Origin of the sequence: Paeniglutamicibacter selenitireducens (assembly GCF_051550675.1) — a bacterium.
Taxonomy (GTDB): Bacteria; Actinomycetota; Actinomycetes; order Actinomycetales; family Micrococcaceae; genus Paeniglutamicibacter.
Map to the genome: position 1 here is coordinate 143,262 of NZ_JBPULF010000004.1, position 19,357 is coordinate 162,618.

At 68.0% G+C, this 19,357-nt stretch carries 18 protein-coding genes; 6 read left to right on the forward strand and 12 right to left on the reverse strand.

Translation table 11 applies throughout. The features are described from left to right. Positions 1-346 precede the first annotated feature (346 nt). The 3 genes from ACSYDW_RS09585 to ACSYDW_RS09595 all read right to left on the reverse strand — a co-directional run bounded on the left by ACSYDW_RS09585 (position 347) and on the right by ACSYDW_RS09595 (position 3,095). On the reverse strand, positions 347-1,366 hold the full coding sequence (locus tag ACSYDW_RS09585) for a TolB-like translocation protein (RefSeq protein WP_438338501.1): 1,020 nt from the start codon (positions 1,364-1,366) through the stop codon (positions 347-349). Between the two features lies 1 nt (position 1,367). Beyond that, positions 1,368-2,093 carry a hypothetical protein gene (locus ACSYDW_RS09590; RefSeq protein WP_438338502.1) on the reverse strand — a complete coding sequence of 242 codons (726 nt, stop codon included), beginning with the start codon at positions 2,091-2,093 and terminating at the stop codon, positions 1,368-1,370. Positions 2,094-2,255: 162 nt separating this feature from the next. Beyond that, positions 2,256-3,095, reverse strand: a complete 840-nt coding sequence (locus tag ACSYDW_RS09595) for a GAP family protein (protein WP_438338503.1) — start codon at positions 3,093-3,095, stop codon at positions 2,256-2,258. 145 nt (positions 3,096-3,240) lie between these two features. Here ACSYDW_RS09595 and ACSYDW_RS09600 point away from each other — a divergent pair, with 145 nt between their 5' ends. Both ACSYDW_RS09600 and ACSYDW_RS09605 read left to right on the forward strand, forming a co-directional pair. After that, entirely contained in the window at positions 3,241-4,470 is a 1,230-nt protein-coding gene (locus ACSYDW_RS09600; protein ID WP_438338504.1) for a sensor histidine kinase, read from the forward strand. Then, positions 4,467-5,204 (forward strand): response regulator, encoded by a 738-nt coding sequence (locus tag ACSYDW_RS09605; RefSeq protein WP_438338505.1) that lies wholly within the window; start codon positions 4,467-4,469, stop codon positions 5,202-5,204. Before ACSYDW_RS09600 ends, ACSYDW_RS09605 begins: the two co-directional genes overlap by 4 nt. Here the strand turns inward: ACSYDW_RS09605 and ACSYDW_RS09610 are convergent. From ACSYDW_RS09610 to ACSYDW_RS09620, 3 genes are all read right to left on the reverse strand, one after another. Continuing rightward, positions 5,194-5,550: a VOC family protein gene (locus ACSYDW_RS09610; protein ID WP_438338506.1), complete on the reverse strand. Its 357-nt coding sequence runs from the start codon at positions 5,548-5,550 to the stop codon at positions 5,194-5,196. The genes ACSYDW_RS09605 and ACSYDW_RS09610 overlap by 11 nt on opposite strands. Before the next feature lie 117 nt (positions 5,551-5,667). Continuing rightward, a complete protein-coding gene (locus ACSYDW_RS09615; RefSeq protein WP_438338507.1) occupies positions 5,668-6,567 on the reverse strand; it encodes a macrolide 2'-phosphotransferase in 900 nt (299 codons plus the stop codon). Positions 6,568-6,671: 104 nt separating this feature from the next. Further along, positions 6,672-7,595: a LysR substrate-binding domain-containing protein gene (locus ACSYDW_RS09620; protein WP_438338508.1), complete on the reverse strand. Its 924-nt coding sequence runs from the start codon at positions 7,593-7,595 to the stop codon at positions 6,672-6,674. Between the two features lie 112 nt (positions 7,596-7,707). Here ACSYDW_RS09620 and ACSYDW_RS09625 point away from each other — a divergent pair, with 112 nt between their 5' ends. From ACSYDW_RS09625 to ACSYDW_RS09635, 3 genes are all read left to right on the forward strand, one after another. Continuing rightward, complete coding sequence (locus tag ACSYDW_RS09625) at positions 7,708-8,994, forward strand: cytochrome P450 (RefSeq protein ID WP_438338509.1); 1,287 nt, start codon at positions 7,708-7,710, stop codon at positions 8,992-8,994. A gap of 74 nt (positions 8,995-9,068) precedes the next feature. Continuing rightward, on the forward strand, positions 9,069-9,392 hold the full coding sequence (locus ACSYDW_RS09630; RefSeq protein WP_438338510.1) for a 2Fe-2S iron-sulfur cluster-binding protein: 324 nt from the start codon (positions 9,069-9,071) through the stop codon (positions 9,390-9,392). Between the two features lie 4 nt (positions 9,393-9,396). Next, positions 9,397-10,650 carry an NAD(P)/FAD-dependent oxidoreductase gene (locus ACSYDW_RS09635; RefSeq protein WP_438338511.1) on the forward strand — a complete coding sequence of 418 codons (1,254 nt, stop codon included), beginning with the start codon at positions 9,397-9,399 and terminating at the stop codon, positions 10,648-10,650. 10 nt (positions 10,651-10,660) lie between these two features. Here ACSYDW_RS09635 and ACSYDW_RS09640 read toward each other — a convergent pair whose 3' ends face one another. After that, complete coding sequence (locus tag ACSYDW_RS09640) at positions 10,661-11,578, reverse strand: LysR family transcriptional regulator (RefSeq protein WP_438338512.1); 918 nt, start codon at positions 11,576-11,578, stop codon at positions 10,661-10,663. Between the two features lie 176 nt (positions 11,579-11,754). Here ACSYDW_RS09640 and ACSYDW_RS09645 point away from each other — a divergent pair, with 176 nt between their 5' ends. Next, the gene (locus tag ACSYDW_RS09645; RefSeq protein WP_438338513.1) at positions 11,755-13,155 is read left to right on the forward strand and encodes an MFS transporter; all 1,401 of its coding nucleotides are present in this window, start codon (positions 11,755-11,757) and stop codon (positions 13,153-13,155) included. A gap of 140 nt (positions 13,156-13,295) precedes the next feature. Here ACSYDW_RS09645 and ACSYDW_RS09650 read toward each other — a convergent pair whose 3' ends face one another. The 5 genes from ACSYDW_RS09650 to ACSYDW_RS09670 form a co-directional block, all read right to left on the reverse strand. Next, positions 13,296-14,375 (reverse strand): ABC transporter ATP-binding protein, encoded by a 1,080-nt coding sequence (locus ACSYDW_RS09650; RefSeq protein ID WP_438338659.1) that lies wholly within the window; start codon positions 14,373-14,375, stop codon positions 13,296-13,298. A 35-nt stretch (positions 14,376-14,410) separates the two neighbouring features. Next, positions 14,411-15,958: an ABC transporter permease gene (locus ACSYDW_RS09655; protein ID WP_438338660.1), complete on the reverse strand. Its 1,548-nt coding sequence runs from the start codon at positions 15,956-15,958 to the stop codon at positions 14,411-14,413. A 50-nt stretch (positions 15,959-16,008) separates the two neighbouring features. Continuing rightward, complete coding sequence (locus ACSYDW_RS09660; protein WP_438338514.1) at positions 16,009-17,043, reverse strand: iron ABC transporter substrate-binding protein; 1,035 nt, start codon at positions 17,041-17,043, stop codon at positions 16,009-16,011. A 451-nt stretch (positions 17,044-17,494) separates the two neighbouring features. Further along, entirely contained in the window at positions 17,495-18,598 is a 1,104-nt protein-coding gene (locus tag ACSYDW_RS09665) for a fatty acid desaturase family protein (RefSeq protein ID WP_438338515.1), read from the reverse strand. A gap of 338 nt (positions 18,599-18,936) precedes the next feature. Continuing rightward, positions 18,937-19,209: an SHOCT domain-containing protein gene (locus ACSYDW_RS09670; protein WP_438338516.1), complete on the reverse strand. Its 273-nt coding sequence runs from the start codon at positions 19,207-19,209 to the stop codon at positions 18,937-18,939. Positions 19,210-19,357: the final 148 nt, after the last annotated feature.

The window sequence follows — 19,357 nt, forward strand, 5'->3', positions numbered from 1 at the left end:
CATCGGGTGGCGGCCCAGCAGCCCCCGGTGCCGGACCGCCACCGAAGCTCATGGGTGCGCGCTATCGCTTGTTGCCACTACACCCGAACCCGGGCAACGGCAGCAGGCGATAGCGCCTTTCCTTGCGCTTGCGGGGCACCGGGGACCGCCGCGGGATTCCTGGCATGCGTTCGCGCCACGGCCGCGCTGCGGGGCCACGGCCAAGGTCCGGGCCGAAGGCCTGCGGTTTCGCCGCCAACGATCCGCGGAGCGAAGAACCGCCTGCCGGGTCGCCCCCTCTGCAGGGCCCGGGCGGCACCACCTGGTTGCCGGTTGAGGGGCCACCCGCAGCCAGAACCGGGCAGCGTCAGCGTTGGACCGACGGCGACCAGGCGTGCTCGATGAACAGCTGCGGGGACGCACCGGCCTCGAGCCTCATGGAGTAGATGTCGGCATCGCCCGGGTTGTCGGCGCGTGCCTGGCCGAAGAGCAAGGTCGAGGAGTCCAGCCATTCCAGCTGGTCGTCAAAGCCGGACTCCAACGGGTAGACCTGTTCGGTCCCCTTGGCAACATCGAGCACTGCAATGTCCCAGTGTGCGGGCTTCGAATCGTCGCGGCGTTTCTTGAATGCCACAAGCTTGCCGTTCGGCGACAGTGACGGGCATTCTGCGTTCTCCCCCACAGCGACCATCGTGCGATCGGCCAGGGAACCGCGCACTAGCCAGGTCTGTTTCCCTGAGGCGGCTGTCGCGTAAAACGTGTTGCCGTCCTTGCCGAAGGTGACGCCCCAGACGTTCCGGTCCTCGGCGGTGAGCACCTGTTCGCCGATCTTGATCGTGAAGTCCTGCAGGTTTCCGTAGTCCTTGCCTCCGGGCGTTGCGATGGTGGTTTGGGTGGAGAACCCGACTTGGTCGTAGGACTCCCCGGTGATGAACGATGTCGTCCCGACCATTCCGGTCGACGAGACCCTGGTCCTGCTGGGTTCCCCCGGCAGCACGCCGGCTGCGAGCCGCTCCCCGCCGACCCCGTAGGCGGACGAGGCGTAGCTGGTGTTCATGCCGCGGGTCACGCTCAGGCACGAGAGCATTCCGCCGGTGCGGTACACCCTGTCGCACGACAGGCCCGTGGTGGTCCGTTGCCCGCGCGGGGCGCCCAAGGGCACCCATGCCACCTTGCCGTAGTCCCCGGTGGCCCCGGTATCCCTGAACACCACCGCGTCTGACATCGGGATCCGTGAGACCCCGGCGGGGTCCTCCTGGGCAGCAGCGGCGGGTTCCTGGTCTCGCTGGATGAACCCCGCGAACGAGGTGGCTGCTAAGGCGACCGCGACGAGGGCCGCCGCCAGCACCAAACCGGTCAGCACCATGGGCAGGGTTCGCTTCGCCACGCTATGGCCCGACGACGAAGCTGCCGAAGGCCGCCACGAAGGTCGCGCCCGTCGCTGCGGTGCGAACCGTTGCCACCACGGAGTCCTTGCCATAGCCGATCGTGATGTTTGCTGCCCCGTCCGCCGCAGTGCCCCGGGTGGCAAGCCATCCCTGTTTGGCTGCCGCGGTTTCATAGAAGGCCAGGACCTTTTCCCTGCTCAGGTTGGTCCGGAAATTGGCTGCCGCCTGGACATTGCGTTTCTGGGTTCCCACGGAGGAGTCGACGATGTGCGCCCCCGCGGGGATGGGCAATGCCGTGGTGGGGAATCCCGGTGTCAGTTCGCCCGTGGCACTGCCGTCCTTGGGTACCTTCCCCGAGATCGCCGGTGCCCGCTCCACGGACTTCGGCAGCGTGGAGCTGCTCGCCTTCGGGCTGGCGGGGACCTCGAGCCGTGGCTTTTCGATGGCCGAGGCCGAGGGTCCACCGGTGGGTGTTTTCTCCGCACTCGTTGGGGCCGCGGAGGTCTCTCGGGCGGGACCCGACGAGGTACCAGGCCCGGAGGCGCTCTCCGTCGGGGCTTCTGCTTCGTTGGGCGCCGGGCCCTGGCTGGTTGAAGGGCCCGGCACCCCTTCGTTGGCCGCCGTCACCGTCACCGGCGAGCGCGCAGCGAGGTTGAAGGCCACGGTCGCCCCCACCATGAAGACGATGACGCCAAGCGCCCACAGCAACAGCTTCTTGTTCAGCACTTTTCCCCCAGACCAGCCGTGGATGCTCCGCCACGGCCCCCAAGCCCGACGATCACTGCGTTCAGGCTACAGCGTGTCTTTGGGGCAGGCCATGCTTACGGGAAAGTTGGTTCCAGCAGGTGGGATTCCACAGCCATCGACCCCGTGCCTGCATACCTGCGCCTAGGCAAAGGGGTTCCATCCGGCGCCGGGGAAAAGGAAACCCAAGGAGGACCGAACCAAAAGGAATCCAACGATCCCCACGATCCAGGCCACCGACTCCCCCGAGATCCTGGCCAGCTTTCCGGACAGCGCCGCCAACGCGCGCTGCATGCGCTGCCCTGCCACCGCGCGCAACCCAATGACCGTCAATCCCGGGATGACCATCACCAGGCAGTATGCAACCAGCAGGCCCGCCTGGGCCGGCACGGCGAGCCCGCTCTGCGTCAGCAGTCCGATGGCGCCCACGTAGGGAAGCATGGTGGGAAGCTCCAGCAGCCCGGCGCTCAGCCCCAGCACCACGATGCCCACTCGGCTGGACAGCGCGCGGTCGATGCGGCCACGCCACCGGCCTTCGGAGGGTTCCGCACCGGCAGGTTCACCGGTTGCACCTTCACCGGATGTGCCGGCACTGCGGGAGGCCTCCCCACCGACGGGTTCCGCGCTGCCGAACGCCGCTATCCCTGACCGGGCCGCGCGGGGCAAACCCCCGGGCGCCTGGTGGGACTTGGCCACCGGGGTGACAACCACCCAGGCGAACATGCCCGCACCGACAGCCAGCGCCGCCCAGCGCAATACGGGTGCGTTGAACAGGTCCCCGGAGAGGGCTTCCTGCAGCCGGGAGGCCCCGGCGAGGACAAGCAGCCCGACCACCAGGTAGAACGCGCCTACGACCCCGAGATACAGGACCGCGCCCCGGAGCTCTCGGCGCTGCCGGGAGCGCAGCGCCAGCCACAGCGGGATCACCAGCGTGCCGATGCTCGTCGCGTCGACCAGGGCCAGCAGGCCGAGGGTAAGCAGCATTCCGGTGGTTCCAATCATCATGGTTCAAGGGTGCCGCGCATCCCGGGAACGCGCGTCGGGCATCGGTCGCATGCGGCGTCATACCTTTGGAGGACTCCGGTGTGCCGCCCTTGGCTTTGCCGCGGCAAGGAAGCACGATAAAGGGGTGTTTGCCACTACATTCCCGAGCCGGGCCTCCAGGCCGGCTCCCTGGGGAAGGATCCGACTGGAGGACCTTGCCCCTGCCCTGAGCTACGCGGGTCTCACCTGGCTGTTGCATGCACTGGCCCTGGCAGGCTCCAACAACTGGGGATTCCGCGACCACGCCCAGTGGTGGCCCGTGCCGTTGGCCATCGGCTGCCTGTCGATCTTCCTGCGCCGGCTGAACGTCCCGGTGTTTGCATCGCTGATTGCAGCATCCGGCCTGGCGCTCCTGTTGCTGGGCAGCAGCGGCGGGTTCTTCCTGATCTTCGAGGCAGTCTTCTCCCTGGTGTTGCTGGCAGGGCCCCGGGTCTCGCGGCTTGCGGAACACGGGGCCCTGGTGCTGACCGGCCTGCTGGTGGTGGTGATGTACTTCGTCACCGGCTCCGCCGCCATCAGCGTGACGATCGGCCTGGTGGTGGGCATGACGCTGCTGATGCCCGCCGAGTGGGCGGGCAACGTCCGCAAGGCCCGCGACCTGGCCGCCAGCGAGGCCCAGACGGCCGCGGCTGTTGCCGAGGCGGCGGCGGCGCGGGCCGCGGCCCAGGCGGTCGAGCACGAGATGGCGCTCGCCGCGGAGCGCACCGTGATGGCGCGCGAGGTCCATGACGTGCTCTCGGCACGGCTGGCCGCCATCGCCCTGCACAGCGGGGCGGCATTGAACGCCCCGGGCGACACGGCGCTGAATGCCCGGGCCATGGAGGAAATCCGGGCGCAAAGCGTGCGGGGCATCGAGGAACTGAACACCATGGTCCGGATGCTGCACCGCGGGGCACCGCTGGCACCGGCGGGAACGCTGGCCGACGTGCCGGCGCTCATCGAGACCTTCACCGGCACCGGGTTGCGCGTGAAGTACAGCAACGACCTTGCCGACGCCGGGTCGGGGCTGGCCTCCGCGCTGCAGGCCACGTTGTACCGGGCAGTGAATGAATCGCTGGTCAATTTTTCCAAGCATGCCCCGCACGGAGAACTCGAACTGGGCCTGGCGGCCAGCGACGGCTCGGTGGTGTTCACCGCCGCCAATCCCCTGGCCGGCAACAGCGGGACGGAACCGGCAGGACGGCCGTCCTCCGGCACCGGCACCGGGTTGCGCAGCATGCACGCGCGCAGCAGCGAGCTGGGAGGGTTTTTCACCGCGGGGGCCAGCGGCGACAGGTTCACCCTGAACATGCTCCTGCCGTTGGCGGAGAGGTGAACGCCGGCACCGCGCCGGGCGCGCCGGTACCCGCCGGGGTGCTGCTGGTCGATGACCATGCGGCGATCAGGATGGGGCTGCGGATGGTCATCGAGTCCGCCCCCGGTTTCACGGTGCTGGGCGAGGCGGAGAACGGGGCCGCCGCCGTCGCGATGGCCGCGGCGTTGCGCCCCGACATCGTGCTCATGGACCTTCGCATGCCGGTGCTAGACGGGGTCGAGGCGACCCGGCAGATCAGCGGACGCCGGCTCTCGCGGGTGCTGGTGCTGACAACGTTCGACGGCGACGAGCACCTCTTCGGCGCCCTCGAGGCCGGGGCCCGGGGGTTCCTGCTCAAGACCGCCGACCCGCGGCGCATCATCGCCGCGCTGGAGTCGGTGCTGAACGGGGAGACCGTCATTGCCCCCGAGGTCGCCGCCGTGCTGGTGCGCGCAGCCCTGGAATCACGCTCCCCGGAGCCTGCCGCAGCCCCGCGCATCGACCCGCGGGAGGTGCTGACCGAGCGCGAGCTGGAGGTGCTGCGCGAACTCGGTGCGGGGCACGGCAACCACAGCATCGGCCGGCGCCTGGGGATCAGCGAAACGACAGTGAAGACCCACGTGTCCCGGGTGCTGGCCAAGCTGGAGGTCACCTCCCGTTTGCAGGCGGCGCTGGTGGCCCGCTCGACGCTCCCCGCAGGCGGCGAGGCGCCGCACGGCGAGGCACCGGTGCCGCCCCGGGCGCCTACCAGCTGACCAGGCAGAACGGGTGGCGCTGCGGGTCCAGGTAGACCCGGAAGGTCTTCGAGCCGGCCGCCATCGACGTGGCACCCAGCGACAGGACCTCCGTCTCGGCCAGGTCGAGGTCCTTGACCTTCACGTCGATGTGGGCCTGCTGGGGATGCAGGTGGCCCGGCCATTCGGGCGCCACGTAGGGGTCGACGCGCTGGAAGGCGATCGCCGGCCGGTCCGGTGCATCCCCGATGCTGACCCATTCGTCCTCGTTCGTCACCCGCACCATGCCCAGCAGCTGCTCGTAAAAGGCCGCCAACGCATCGGGATTCTCGCAGTCGATGACCAGTGCCTGCCACGTGCCAATCATGATCATGCGCCCCTTCGGATCGGTGCGGGCCCCCGGGTGGGCCGCCCACACCAGTATGCTCCGCGGCAGTGCCCACTTCCAGAGCGCGGTGCACCCGGGACAGCTCCCGGGGACCGGTTAGGCGTCGGCCGCTGCCGAATCCAGGAGGTCCTGCGCCGAGGCCCGGTGCTCCGGTTTCCCCGTGGCCAGGGCGAAGCGGGCGTAGGTCAGCGGGCCCGCGGCGATCAGTGCCTGGCACTGGGCCTCCAGCCGGGGCCGGGGCCGTCCCCCGGCGTCCTCGTAGGTGCGCACGGTGAGCGCGAAGGCCTCCGGGCTGGCCAGCATGTAGTGGTACATGAAGTCCACGGCCGGGTCCGTGACCCCGGCCGTGGTCCAGTCCAGCACCGAACGGATCCGGCTGCCGCCCTCCAGCAAGAGGTGGGCCGGGTAGAGCTCCCCGTGCGTGAAGACCGTGAAGCCGGGCCAGGGTCCGTCGTCGCGGATCCACCGGGTCCACTTTTCCAGCAGGACGTCGGGCACCCTGAAGGAGCCGCCGACCTCGGAAAGGGTCGAAAGCCAGCCGCTGCGCACCTCGGCGGGTGTCTGGACGGGGATTCCGGCGGCCCGCGCCGCCTCCGCATCGATCGAATGGAGTTCGGCGATCAGCCGTCCCAGTTCGATGCAGTAGGCGGGGTCCTCCCGGTCGAAGTGCCACAGGGGCTCGCCGGTGACGGGGTCCAGGGTCAGGCCCGGTTCCCCGGGCAGCAGCGGGTAGGCCGCCAGCCGGGGTGATTGGATGCGCCAGTCGGGGACGCCGGCCGCCAGCCGCGGCCCGACGAACCCCAGGATCGCGGCCTCGGCCCCCATCTTCAGGCTCACGTCTTCTCGGCGCGGAATACGCAGCACCCAGCGCTGCCCCGAAGCGTCAGTGGCGAACACGACCTGGTAGTCGAGGCCCGCCTCGTTGAAGCCGAGCGACGCGGGGTCCAGTGCCAGGCCGTGCTCCGCGGCCAGTGCCAGTACCTGTGTTGCATCCATGCGCTGTGCACTCATTCCCTTGCCGTGGGTGGGGTGAAGCGCGGGCGGGGTGCCCGCACCTGCAGTCTACAGAGGTCCCCGTCCGTGCCGGGGCGGGAATCGCGTCACCTCGAACCCTCCCGCACCGGCTTCCCGTGCAGTTCCAGGGCCACCTCCAACATGGCCTCGGCGCCGCGCGAGAGGCGCACGCCGTCGTTCCAGATCATGGAGACCGGGACGTTGCGTGTTGCCGGGTGGATGGGCAGCACCTTCAGCGGCCTGCCCTCGTAGGAGACGTCGGCGACGGGGCGCTGCACCAGGATCGCGTATCCCATGCCCCGCGCCACCATCGAACGCGTGACCTCGAAGTCCGTGGTCCGGAAGCGGATCCAGGGGCTCAGACCCGCTGCCGAGAACATCATCTCGGTGTTTTCGCGGCTTGGGTTGACGTCCAGCAGGATCATGGGCTCGTCCACGAGTTCGGCGAGCGCCACGGTTGTTCGCTGCGCCAAGGCGTGCTCAGCCGGCAGCACCACCGCCGGCACGGCGTCGAGCAGCCTCTTGCGTGCGAGCCCGGGCGGGACGGTCAGCTCGTAGGCGATGGCCAGGTCCAGCTCGCCGGAGAGCACCTTCTCGTGGATTTCCTGCTGCGTGCCGGCATAGAAGTCAAGTTCCACGGAGGGGTGGCGGAGCGCGTACTCCGCCATGAGTTCGGTCAGGAGGGTCGGGGCCAGCGAGGTGTAGCAGCCGATCGACACCTTGCCGCGAAGCACCGCCCCGGCATCGGCCACCATCTCCTGCAGGTCGTCCGCCGCATGCAGCAGCCCCCGGGCCATGCTCATCACGTAGTCGCCCGACGGGGTCAGGCTCACCCCGTGCGCCTTGCGCCGGATCGTCAGCTGGGAGTTGAAGACCCGCTCGAGTTCGTTCACGGCCCCGGTGACGGCCGAGGGCGAGAGCATCAGCGCCGCCGCCGCCGCGGCGATCGATCCGTGCTCGGCGACGGCCACGAAACACTCGAGCTGCCGCAACGTGTACCTGGGCATCATTTACCTCGCTAAAACCGTGGATAAAGCACTGTTATTCGTACTTTACCCACGGTTATGCGGCGCGTCACACTGGGAACCAAGCAGCCGCCACCTTCCAGGAGATCGAAGCCAGATGAGCCACCCAGCCGTTCCCGCAGCCACCTGCCCCTTCACCGGGGCAGGCGCGTCCACCGACACCGTCGGCGCCACACCCGGCGCAGCACCCGAACCCCCGGCCGCCGCCGCCGGCATCGAGGCCCCGGTTGCCGACTGGGTGAGCATCCCCGACCTCCACAACGACCCGTTCCCGATCTACCGGCGGATGCGCGAGGAGTCCCCCGTGCACTGGGTCCCGGCAGTGAACCGCTACATGGTCACCTCCTACGCCGCCTGCCACGAGATCGAGCAGGATGAGGCCCGCTTCTCGGCGAACGAACACAACTCGCTGATGAAGCGAGCGATGGGCCATTCCATGTTGCGCAAGGACAACCCGGAACACCAGGTCGACCGCGACTCCTACGGAACCACGCTGCGCCCAGGCACCATCAAGAAGCACTGGAACGCGATCTTCGAGGCCAACAACGAGAAGTTCCTCGGTGAGCTGCTGGCCAAGGGGCCGGGCGCCGACTTCGTCTGGGACTACGCGGCCCCCTACACCGGGGAGAACCTCCGGCAGATCATGGGCTTCCACAACGCCACGCACCAGGACATGCAGCGCTGGAGCCAGTCGCTGATCGACGGTACCGGCAACTACGCCGACGACCCGGAGGTCTGGGCCAGGTCGGAGGCGTCCTCCGCGGAGGTCGACGCGGCCATCGACGAGATGCTGCCCTACCTGGCCAAGAACCCCGACGCGTCGCTGCTCTCCGGCCTTGCCTCGATGCCGATCCCGTTGGAGGCGATCCGCGCAAACCTCAAGATGACCCTCGGCGGCGGACTCAACGAACCACGCGACGTGCTGGCCACCACCGTGTGGGCGCTGCTGAACAACCCGGACCAGCTGGCAGCGGTGCTCGCCGATGAAAAGCTGCACGCCGTCGCGTTCGAGGAGTCGGTGCGCTGGGTGGCCCCGATCGGCATGTACCCCCGTGAAACCACCACGGACCTGGTCCTGGGCGGGGTGCGGCTGCCCCGGGGAGCCCGCCTGGGCGTGGTCCTGGGCGCGGCAAACCGCGACCCGGAGGCCTTCGAGGACCCCGAGACCTTCAACATCTTCCGCCCCAAGAAGCCCCACCTGGGCTTCGGCGGCGGCGTCCACTTCTGCGCCGGCACCTGGATCGCCAGGGCGCAGGTCGCCCAGATCGCCATGCCCGCGGTGTTCGACAGGCTGCCGAACCTGCGCCTTGACCCATCGGCGGAGACCGTCGACGCCGGCTGGGTCTTCCGCGGGATGACCAAGATGCCCGTGCTCTGGGGCTAGCGCCCCTCCCGCGGCTTCCCCAGACCCTTCATTTCACTGACCCGACGTCCCGTCGATCCCCCAGGAGTCCAACCATGCCCACCATCACCTTTACCCAGCCCACCGGCGAAGCCACGGACGTCACCGTCGAGGAGGGCACCTCGCTGATGCGCGCCGCCGTCACCAACGGCATCGACGGCATCGTCGGCGAGTGCGGCGGCCAGGCCATGTGCGCCACCTGCCACGTGTTCGTCCGCCCCGAGTTCGCCGGCCGGCTGCCGGAGATCGGCGACGACGAGGACGAGATGCTCGACTGCACCACCGCCGAGCGGACCGGTGCCTCGAGGCTGGGCTGCCAGATCAAGATGACCGCCGACCTCGGGCACATCGTGGTCGATGTCCCCTCGGACCAGGTCTAGGGCCATGGAACAGCCCTCCAGCGCCTCGGTCCTGGTCATCGGCGCCGGCCAGGCAGGAATCCAGGTCGCCGACTCCCTGCGCGCCGAGGGGTTCACCGGCGCCGTGACCATCCTCAACGACGAGGCCCACGCCCCCTACCAGCGCCCGCCGCTGTCCAAGGACTACCTCGGGGCATCCGCCGAACCGCTGCCGTTGCGCGGCCCGGGGTACTACGAGTCCCAGGGCATCACGCTGCATGCGGGATCGGCGGTTTCCCTCGACACCGAGGCACGTTCGGTGGCCCTCTCCGACGGCGGCCGGCTGGGCTACACCCACCTGGTCCTTGCCACGGGAGCAGCCAACCGGCCGCTGCCCTGCCCGGGAGCCGACCTTCCGGGCGTGCACGCGCTGCGCACCCTCGGCGATGCGATGCGCCTGCAGGATGCGCTCTCCACGGCCCGGAAGGTCGTCGTCATCGGTGCCGGCTTCATCGGCCTGGAGTTCGCCGCCGGGGCCCGGGCCCGCGGGCTGGAGGTCACGGTGCTGGAATTCGCCCCGCGACCCATGGGGCGTGCGCTCTCGGCCACGGCGTCGGACTGGTTCACACGGCGGCACCTTCAGGACGGGATCGACCTGCGCCTGAACGAGGGCGTCGCAGCCATCCACCGCGACGGCGGGGCCCTGTCGGTGCAATCCGCCACCGGCGCACGCTACGCAGCGGACCTGGTGCTCTACGGCGTGGGCGTCGAACCGCGCACGGAACTGGCCCGGGAGGCCGGGCTGGAGGTGGCCAACGGAATCGTCGTAGATGCCGCGCTGCGCGCCTCCGCCCCGGGCGTCTGGGCGGTCGGCGATTGCGCGTCGTTCCCCCACCCCGTTTCGGGCGCACGCCAACGCCTGGAGTCCGTGCAGAATGCCACGGACCAGGGGCGCCATGCCGCCCGGAGCATCATGGGCGACGGTTCCGCCTATTCCCAGACCCCGTGGTTCTGGAGCACCCAAGGTCCAGTGAAACTGCAGATCGCCGGCCTGGCCGAGCCGGGCGACGAACCTGTGCCGTTCGGGGACCCGGGGTCCGGAAAGTTCTCCATCGCGCTGCTGCGCAACGGCGAACTGGCGGCCGTCGAGTCGGTGAACTCGCCGGCCGACCACATCGCCGCGCGCAAGCTGGTGGGCCGCGGCCTGGTCCTGGACCCCGGTGAAATCACCGCCCCGGGGTTCAGCCTCAAGGCCCTGGCCAAGTCGCTGCGGGAACTTCCCCAGCGTGCCCGGGCCTGAGCGGCAGGGGTCAGTGCCGGTTCCAGGCCCCGCGCATGACATCTGTCGCGTGGGCCAGGAAGGCCTCGGCGCGGGGGCTGGGAGTGAAGGCCTGCGGCCAGATCGCCACCACCGCACTGGGGCTGTTCGGCGGCTCGAGCTCGCGAATGGCCACCGGAAGCCCTTCCAGCGTCATCGCCGGGCTGTTCGGGTGGGCCATGAGCAGCCCGTAGCCCAGGCCGCGGCCCACCATGGCGTTGACAAGCACCACCTGGGGCAACGAGTAGGCAAGCTTCGGGTGGAGCCCGGCATCGGCGAAAAGCCGGCGGGTGTTTTCGGTGCTCGGGCTGGAGTCGTAGTTGATCAGCGGCTCGTTTTCCAGGTCGCGGATGGACAGCGATGTGCGGGCGGCGAGCGGGTGGTCCGGGTGCAGCACGACCTCGAGCCGGGTGTCGTAGATCCGCCGCTTGGCCAGCCCCGTGGGCAGCAGCAGGTCGTAGACGATCGCGAGGTCGAGTTCCCCGTTCTCCAGGGCGGGCAACAGGTCGTCGTGGGTGCCGACACGCACCGAGACATCGATTTCCGGGTGAAGCGCCGGGAATCCTTCAAGGACGGAGGGAACCACATGGCTGGCGAATGAGGCGAAGCACCCGATCGACACCGGACCACGCAGGCGTCCCCCCGTGCGGGGGAACGTGTGGCCGAGTTCGGCGGCCTCGGCCACGATGCGCCGGGCCTTCTCGGCGAAGTATTGGCCTGCCGGTGTCATGTGGATGCCGTGGGACTTGCGGCGCACGCACAGCTGCTCACCCGCGAACCGCTCGACGGCCGTGATGGCCTGTGAAAGCGCGGATTCGGAGATGCCGAGTTCGACGGCCGCGGAGCCGAGGGTCGCGTGGCGCGGGAGTTCGGCCATCAGCTCGAGCTGGCGCATCGAAAAGCGAAGCAATCTTAAGTCCAATCAAAAAAGTTGTACGACTAATTGAAGTTTACTCAATCTATGTGTGCTGAAACACTGATAGGTGACGCGTCACACGTCCGGGTACCGCGCCCTGCGGACCCGGCCCCGTGCAGTCCCGCGTCCTCCCGCCATGATCAGCCCGCTCAACGAGGAGCACCGTCCCCATGAGTTCATCACTTGCCCAAACGCCGGCCCAGCGCGCGAACTCGCGCCGCGTCGCGTTTGCCACCATCATCGGCACCACCATCGAGTGGTACGACTTCTTCATCTACGCCACTGCCGCAGGACTGATCTTCGCCGAGCTCTTCTTCAAGCCGGCCGGCGCCCAGATCGGCCTCCTGCTCTCCTTCGCCTCCGTCGGCATCTCCTTCCTCTTCCGCCCGCTGGGCGCCTTCCTGGCCGGGCACTACGGCGACAAGATCGGCCGCCGCGCCATGCTGGTGATCACGCTGATCCTGATGGGTGCTGCCACCACGTTGATCGGCGTGCTCCCGACGTTCGAGACGGCCGGTGTTGCGGCGCCGATCATGCTGCTGTGCCTGCGCATCCTGCAGGGCATCTCCGCGGGCGGCGAATGGGGCGGTGCCGTGCTGATGGCCGTCGAGCACGCGCCGAAGGACCGCCGCGGACGCGCCGGTGCCTTCCCGCAGCTCGGTGTCCCGCTGGGCATGCTGCTGGCCTCGGGCGTCACCGCGCTGATGACCGGCGTCATCTCCCCCGGCGAGCAGTTCCTGGCCTGGGGCTGGCGTGTGCCGTTCCTGCTGAGCATCGTGCTGATCGTGGTGGGCTTCCTGGTCCGCCGCGCCGTTGACGAGTCCCCCATCTTCGAGGAAATCGCGGCCAAGAAGCAACAGACCAAGGTCCCGGTCGTGGAGCTCTTCCGCAAGCACTGGCTGCTTGTCATCCTTGCCGCACTGGTCTTCGCGGGCAACAACGCGGCCGGCTACATGACCACGGGCGGCTTCCTGCAGTCCTACACCACCAACCCGAACGGGCCGATCGGCTTCGAACGGACCCCGGTCCTGGTGGCCGTCGCCTTCGCAGCGGCCATGTGGTTCTGCACGACGCTGCTCTCGGGCTACCTGTCGGACAAGATCGGGCGCAAGCGCACCTACCAGATCGGCTTCACCTGCCAGGCGCTGGCGGTCTTCCCGGTCTTCATGCTGGTGAACACCGCCTCGCTGCCGATGCTGTACCTGGCCTTCGCGATCTTCTCCATCGGCCTGGGACTTGGCTACGGCCCGCAGGCGGCGCTGTACTCGGAGCTGTTCCCGGCCTCGGTCCGCTTCTCCGGCGTCTCGATTTCCTACGCGCTCGGTGCCATCATGGGCGGCGCTTTCGCCCCGATGATCGCCACGGCACTGGTCCAGGCGACCGGCGGCACCAACGCGGTGGCCCTGTACCTTCTGGGCATGACGCTCCTTTCGCTGACCGCCGTCTCGCTGCTGCGCGACCGCAGCGGCATCGACCTCTCGATCACCAACCAGGCCGACCAGGAGGTCGGGGCGACGGTCTTCGACAAGCGCACCGCAGCCCCGGCCGAATCCGCCGCCGCGGTGCACTAGGGCGCTTCCGCCCCGCAACGGCCAAACGCCAAGGGCGTGGTCGGTGTGCTTCCCTCCGGGGAAACACACCGACCACGCCCTGCGCCATTCCCGGGGGTTTCCGGCGGAACCGGATGAGGGGGATGCGTGCCCCGAGCCGCTCAGCCGTCCTCGAGCGGGAAGGCGACGCCCTCGCCGATGACGCTCAGGTTCAGTTCCATGCCTGGCCTGGCCATCGCGGCGTTCCAGTGGCGGATGGTGATGACTTCCCCGCCCCCGGGCAGCCCCGCCAACGGGGAAAGCCTGATGCGCACGGTGGTCTCCGGGCCGAAGAACACGGTGTCCACCACGGTGCCCCGGATGGGACCGTCCGCGGTGATGCGGATCTGCTCGGGGCGCAGCATCAGGCGCACGTTCCCTTGCGTGGTGGCGTGGCGGACCGGGATCCAGCCCAGCGAACACGTGGCGAGCGACCCCTGCAGGTGGGCGTCGAGCATCACCGCGTCGCCCAGGAACTCCGCGGTGTCGCGGTCCGCGGGCCGCGTGTAGACGGAGAACGGGCTGCCGGTCTGCGCCAGCGTCCCGCCGCGCATCACGGCGACCTGGTCGGCGAAGGACAGCGCCTCGCCCTGGTCGTGGGTGACAAGGATGGTGGTGACGGCGGCCTCGTGCAACACGTCGGCCACGGCCTTGCGGGTGGCGACGCGCAGGCCCGCATCCAGGGCGGAGAAGGGCTCGTCGAGCAGCATCAGCTTCGGCTTGCGGGCCAACGCGCGGGCCAGGGCCACGCGCTGCTGCTGGCCGCCGGAGATCTCGTGCGGGCGGCGCGCCCCCATGGAGGTCTCGAGCGAGACCATCTCCAGCAACTCCTCCACGCGCTTGGCGACCGCGGCCCGGCCCCGGCCCACCGAGACCCGCTCCAGGCCGAAGGCGATGTTCTGGGCCACGCTCAGGTGCGGGAACAGCGCGCCGTCCTGGGCCACGTAGCCGATCTCGCGCTTGTGCGCCGGGACCCAGGCATCGCCGGCCACGGTCTGGCCACTGAGCTCGATGGACCCTGAATCGGGGTTCTCGAACCCGGCGATCAGGCGCAACAGCGTGGTCTTCCCGGAACCCGAGGGGCCCACGATCGCTGTGGTGCCGCCCTCGGCGATGGCAAGGTTGACCCCCTTGAGCACCGGCTTGCTCCCGAAGCCCTTCACGAGGTTGGTGGTGCGCAGGAAGGTCACGGCCGGCATCATCCCGGAGATCTTGTGCGGTTGCGGCATGGCGTCGGTCATTGTCCGGCAGCTTTCTTCGATTGCTGGAACAGCAGGTAGGTCATGGGTGCGGAGATCAGGATCATGAGCAGCGCGTAGGGTGCGGCGCCCGAGTAGTCGATCTCGCTGCTCTTGGCCCAGAACGCCGTGGCCAGGGTGCGGGTCCCGTTGGGGGCCAGGAGCAGCGTGGCAGTCAGCTCGTTCACGATGGCCAGGAACACCAGCGCCGCACCGCCCGCGGCCGCCGGCGCCGTGAGGCGCAGGGTGACCCGGAAGAACGCCACGGCCGGCGATCGGCCCAGCGAACGCGCGGCCTCTTCCAGCTCCCGCGGCGCCTGCGCCAGGCCCGAACGCAGGTTCACCAGGGCCCGGGGAAGGAAGAGCAGCACGTAGGCAGCCAGCAGCACGTAGGCGCTTTGGTACAGGTCCGGGACAAGGCGGATGCTCACGGTGACGAAGGCAAGGCCGACGACGATGCCGGGCATCGAGCTCGTGACGTAGTTCGAGAGCTCAAGGAGCTTGCTGAACCAGCTGGGGTGGCGCACCGCCAGGAAGGCCATGGGGAAGGCCACGATGCAGGTCAGCAGCGCCCCGGCCAGGCCGTATCCCATGGTCTGGGCCAGGGCCGGGAAGAACCGCTCCGGGTCCCAGACTTCGGCTCCCCCGGCGACGAGCCAGCGGATGACCGAGTAGAGCGGGATGCCCACGGAGAGCACGAAGAGCCCCAGGAGCGCCACCTGGGCCGGCAGCTCGGAGCGCCCGAGCCGCAGCCTGAAGGCCAGCCCCTGGGCGCCGAAGCCGACCCGCGCGTAGCGGGCGTTGCCGCGCACCTTGGCCTCGCCCAGCAGCAGCAGCATGCACAGCACCACCAACACGCTCGCGAGCATGTTCCCCGCGGCTCCGTTGAAGGTCGACTGGAACTGGACCATGATCGCGGTGGTGAAGGTGTCGAAGCGAATCATCGCAAAGGCCCCGTACTCGGAGAGCAGGTGCAGGGCGACGAGCAGCGATCCGCCGGCCATCGCGATGCGCAGCTGAGGCAGCACCACCCGGAAGAACACGGCCCAGGGCCCCAGGCCCAGCGATGCGGCGGACTGTTCGATGGCCGGGTCCAGACGACCCAGTGTCGCGGCCACCGGGATGTAGACAAGCGGGAAGTAGGACAGCGTGGCGATCAGGGTGCCCGCGCCGAGGCCCGCCAACGACGGGATCGTCGAGGCCCAGGCGTAGCTGTTCACGAACGCGGGAATGGCCAGCGGGGCGGCCAGGGCCAAGGCCCACCAGCGGTGGCCGCGCAGGGTGGTGCGTTCCACCAGCCAGGCGCCGCCCACCCCCAGCACCAGGCACAACGGCACCGTGGCCACGACCAGCAGGATGGTGTTGAGCAGCAGTTCGCCCACCCGCGGGCGGATGACAAGTTCAACCACCGTGTCCCATCCGGTGGACACCGTCATGTAGACGACGTAACCCAGAGGGATGAGCGAAAAGAGGGCAATGAGCGTCGCCAGGACGGTGAGTCCGGAAACGCCCAATGGCGGGCGGGGGCTTTTGCCCCCGCCCGCCATCTTCGGCCCCCGCGCGTTGTCGGGAACCGTACGGGTTTGACTCATGGGTGTTACAGCAGTCCTGCCTTGGTCATCAGCTCGGTGACCTTGGCCGAGTTCAGCTTGGCCGGGTCGACGCTCGGGGCCTGCAGTTCCTTCAGCGGAACAAGCTTGTCGTTGGACGCAACGCCAGAACCGACGGCGTACTCGAACGAGGTGCCGTTCTTCAGGATTTCCTGGCCGGTCTTGCCGGTGACGAACTTCAGGAACTGCTGGGCGGCTTCGGCGTTCTTCGAGGAGGCGAGCACGCCGCCGCCGGAGACGGACACGAAGGCTCCCGGGTCCTGGTTCTTGAAGTAGAACGGCTTCACGTTCTTGGAGTTCTCGCCGGTCTTGGCCTGGTCACCGTAGTAGTAGTAGTGGTAGATCAGTGCCGCGTCGATCTCGCCCGCGTTGACGGCCTTCATCGCGGTGGAGTTGCCCTTGTACGCAGTGAAGTTCTCCTTCATGCCCGCGAGCCATTCGGTGGCAGCTTCCTCGCCCTTAAGCTCGAGCAGTGCGGCGACGATGGCCTGGAAGTCGGCGCCGGTTGGCGAGGCAGCCCACTTGCCCTTCCACTCCGGCTTGGCCAGATCCAGCATGGACTTGGGCAGCTTGTCCTCGGCGATCTTGGCCGGGTCGTAAACGAACACGGTGGAACGGGCGGCGATGCCGGTCCACTTGTTGGTCGACGGGCGGAATTCGGCCGGCACCTGGTCGACGGTTGCCTTGTCGACATCGGCAAACAGGCCGGCGTTCTCGACCTGCGCCATGGCGGGAGAGTTCTCGGTCAGGAAAACGTCCGCAGGCGAGGCCTTGCCTTCCTGGACGATCTGGTTGGACATCTCGGTGTCGGATCCGTTGCGCACGGTGACCTTGATTCCGGTTTCCTTGGTGAAGGCATCGACCCATTCCTGGGCGAGGCTCTCGTGTTGTGCGTTGTACACGGTGATCTCGCCCGCTCCGGATGCGGCCGGGGTCGGGGCGCCGGTGGAGCATGCAGTCAGGCCGAGCGCGGCGGTCGCAGCCAACGCGATGCCGGCCAGCATGTTTTTGCGAATCTTCATGGGGCGATACCTTCTGTGATGGGGAAAGCGAGGCGGCGATCACAATCGAATCGGCGTGAACCCGCTCGAATAGCTTAGGTACGTCTTACCTAAATATCCATCCGAGCCAACCCAAAACAGACATTTTTCATCCATTAAGTCACGCCAAAGTGACCCAAATTGGGAAACCTTACGTTGAATTGTATTTTCGGGTCATTTGGAGTAAGGAGTTTTGCCTAGTCAAATTCACTATTTTCATCTGCACAACAGCCCGAGGTTCGCACTTTCGGGCAAGGTCACCCAAACGTGTCTCTCGTCACTATTAAGGTGCCCAGTCTCTCCGTCGAGAATCCCCATCCCCCGCCGTCCCTTTAAGCATGTCGCCTCCGGAGCCATTCAGATGGCGCCGGAGGCGATGCTCGTCGATTCCGCCGGGGAGCCTTCGGCAGGCGGGCCCGCGCGGTGCCACCGCTTAGTGCGGGCGGTACTCGCTGACCATTGGGCAATCGAACGGGTCCCGGGCCGAAAGCCCGACCTTGTTCAGGTAAGTGATGACCTGGGCGTAGGACTGGGTGACCGATGAGACGGTGTACGGAACCTTGAGTTCGTGGCAGTAGTCGCGCACGATCTTCGCGACCGGGGCGAGGTTGGCGCGGGGCATCGAGGGAAACAGGTGGTGTTCGACCTGGTAGTTGAGGCCACCGAAGACGTGCGCCAGGATCCGGTTCCCGAATGCACTGCGCGCCATGACGTTGCGGCTGGTGAGCACCTGGCGCGAGAAGAAGTCGATGCGCGACTCCTTGGGGATCATCGGCATGCCCTTGTGGTTCGGCGCAAATGAGGCACCCATGTACACACCAAAGACCGCCAGCTGAACCCCGAGGAACGCTGCGGCGATGCCCGGTTCAAGGAAGACGAAGAGGATGGCCACGTATACGCCAAGGCGGATCGCGATCGAGGTGATTTCCTTGCCGCGGCCCTTGACCTTTTCATCGGTGAACAAGTACATCATCGAGCGGAAGTGCAGGTTGATGCCCTCCAACGTGAGCAGCGGGAAGAACAGGTATCCCTGGCGCTCAGTGATCCACTTGAGGAAGCCCTTTTGCTTCTGTGCGTCCTCCGTCTGGAACGAGATCGTGTCCCATTCGATGTCCGGATCCTTGCCGATGGTGTTCGGCATGGCATGGTGTTTGCTGTGCTTGTTCATCCACCACTGGTAGCTGATGCCCACCACGATGTTGGCCAGGAAGCGGCCGATCTTGTCGTTGGCCGGCCCCGACACCAGGATCTGGCGATGCGAGGCCTCATGGGTCAGGAAGGCGAACTGCGTCAGGAGGATGCCGACCGCCGCGGCGATCAACAGCTGGAACCAGCTGTCACCCAGCAGCACGAAGCCGGTCACGGCGCCGCCGAACAACAGCAGCAGGACGATGCCCGTCCCCAGGTAGTGCGCCCGGCGGCGGCCCAGCAGGCCCGCATCGCGCACGCGCATTTTCAGGTGGCGGTAGTTGTTGGAGCCGGCGTTGCCACGGGCAACGCGCTGCACCGGAGCCGATGGGGACAGGGTGGAACTCATACTGCTCAAGGTTCACTTCCGGAGAGCGAGTAGGGCGACAATTCAGTCGAAAGAACTGAAAGTCTCGGTTCCTATGTCGTTGAGCATAAGGGCACCGCATGTGAGCCACCTGATCGTTGCGCCGTGACACCACTTTCGCGCACTCCGCCGCCGTCACGGGCCCGCTGAAGATCCGCGCGACACCGGGGATCGAGCACGGTTTTCGGTGTTTGTCGCATCCGGACGCCCCGTCGACACATAGCCGCCCAGGCATACGACCACCGGGACCTGGGACCCGCGCGCCAGGGGGCCCGGGTCTCCACGCCCGAACCCCCGGACCTTGCCCCTTGCCCCGGTTGCTACTTCCTGCCGGCCCGCAGCACTTCCAGCCGCTGCCGGTATTCGGTTTCGTCGATTTCCCCGCGCGCGTAGCGCTCGCGCAGCACTCCCTCGGCGCTCTGCGGATCGCCCTGGACCCGGTGGCGCCAGTACATCCTGCGGCTGAAGAAGATGAAGAACCCGATGAGCAGGACCCAGAAGAACGGGACAAGGATGAACCACCCGGGGCCGTATCCAGGCCCCCAGGGGTGGGCCGGCAGGGTGGCCAGGGCTGAAACGATCGTGGTTGTCATGATGGGTTGCTCCTCGGTACGTGGATGGCGGGATTGAGGCCCTTCGCCTCATGGATCCAGCATCGCCCGCGTCGCTCCCCCGGCGCGTCGGCCCGGCGCAGTCACCTTCCGCGGCCCGCGTACTCCTGCGGGTGCAGTTGCGAACGCC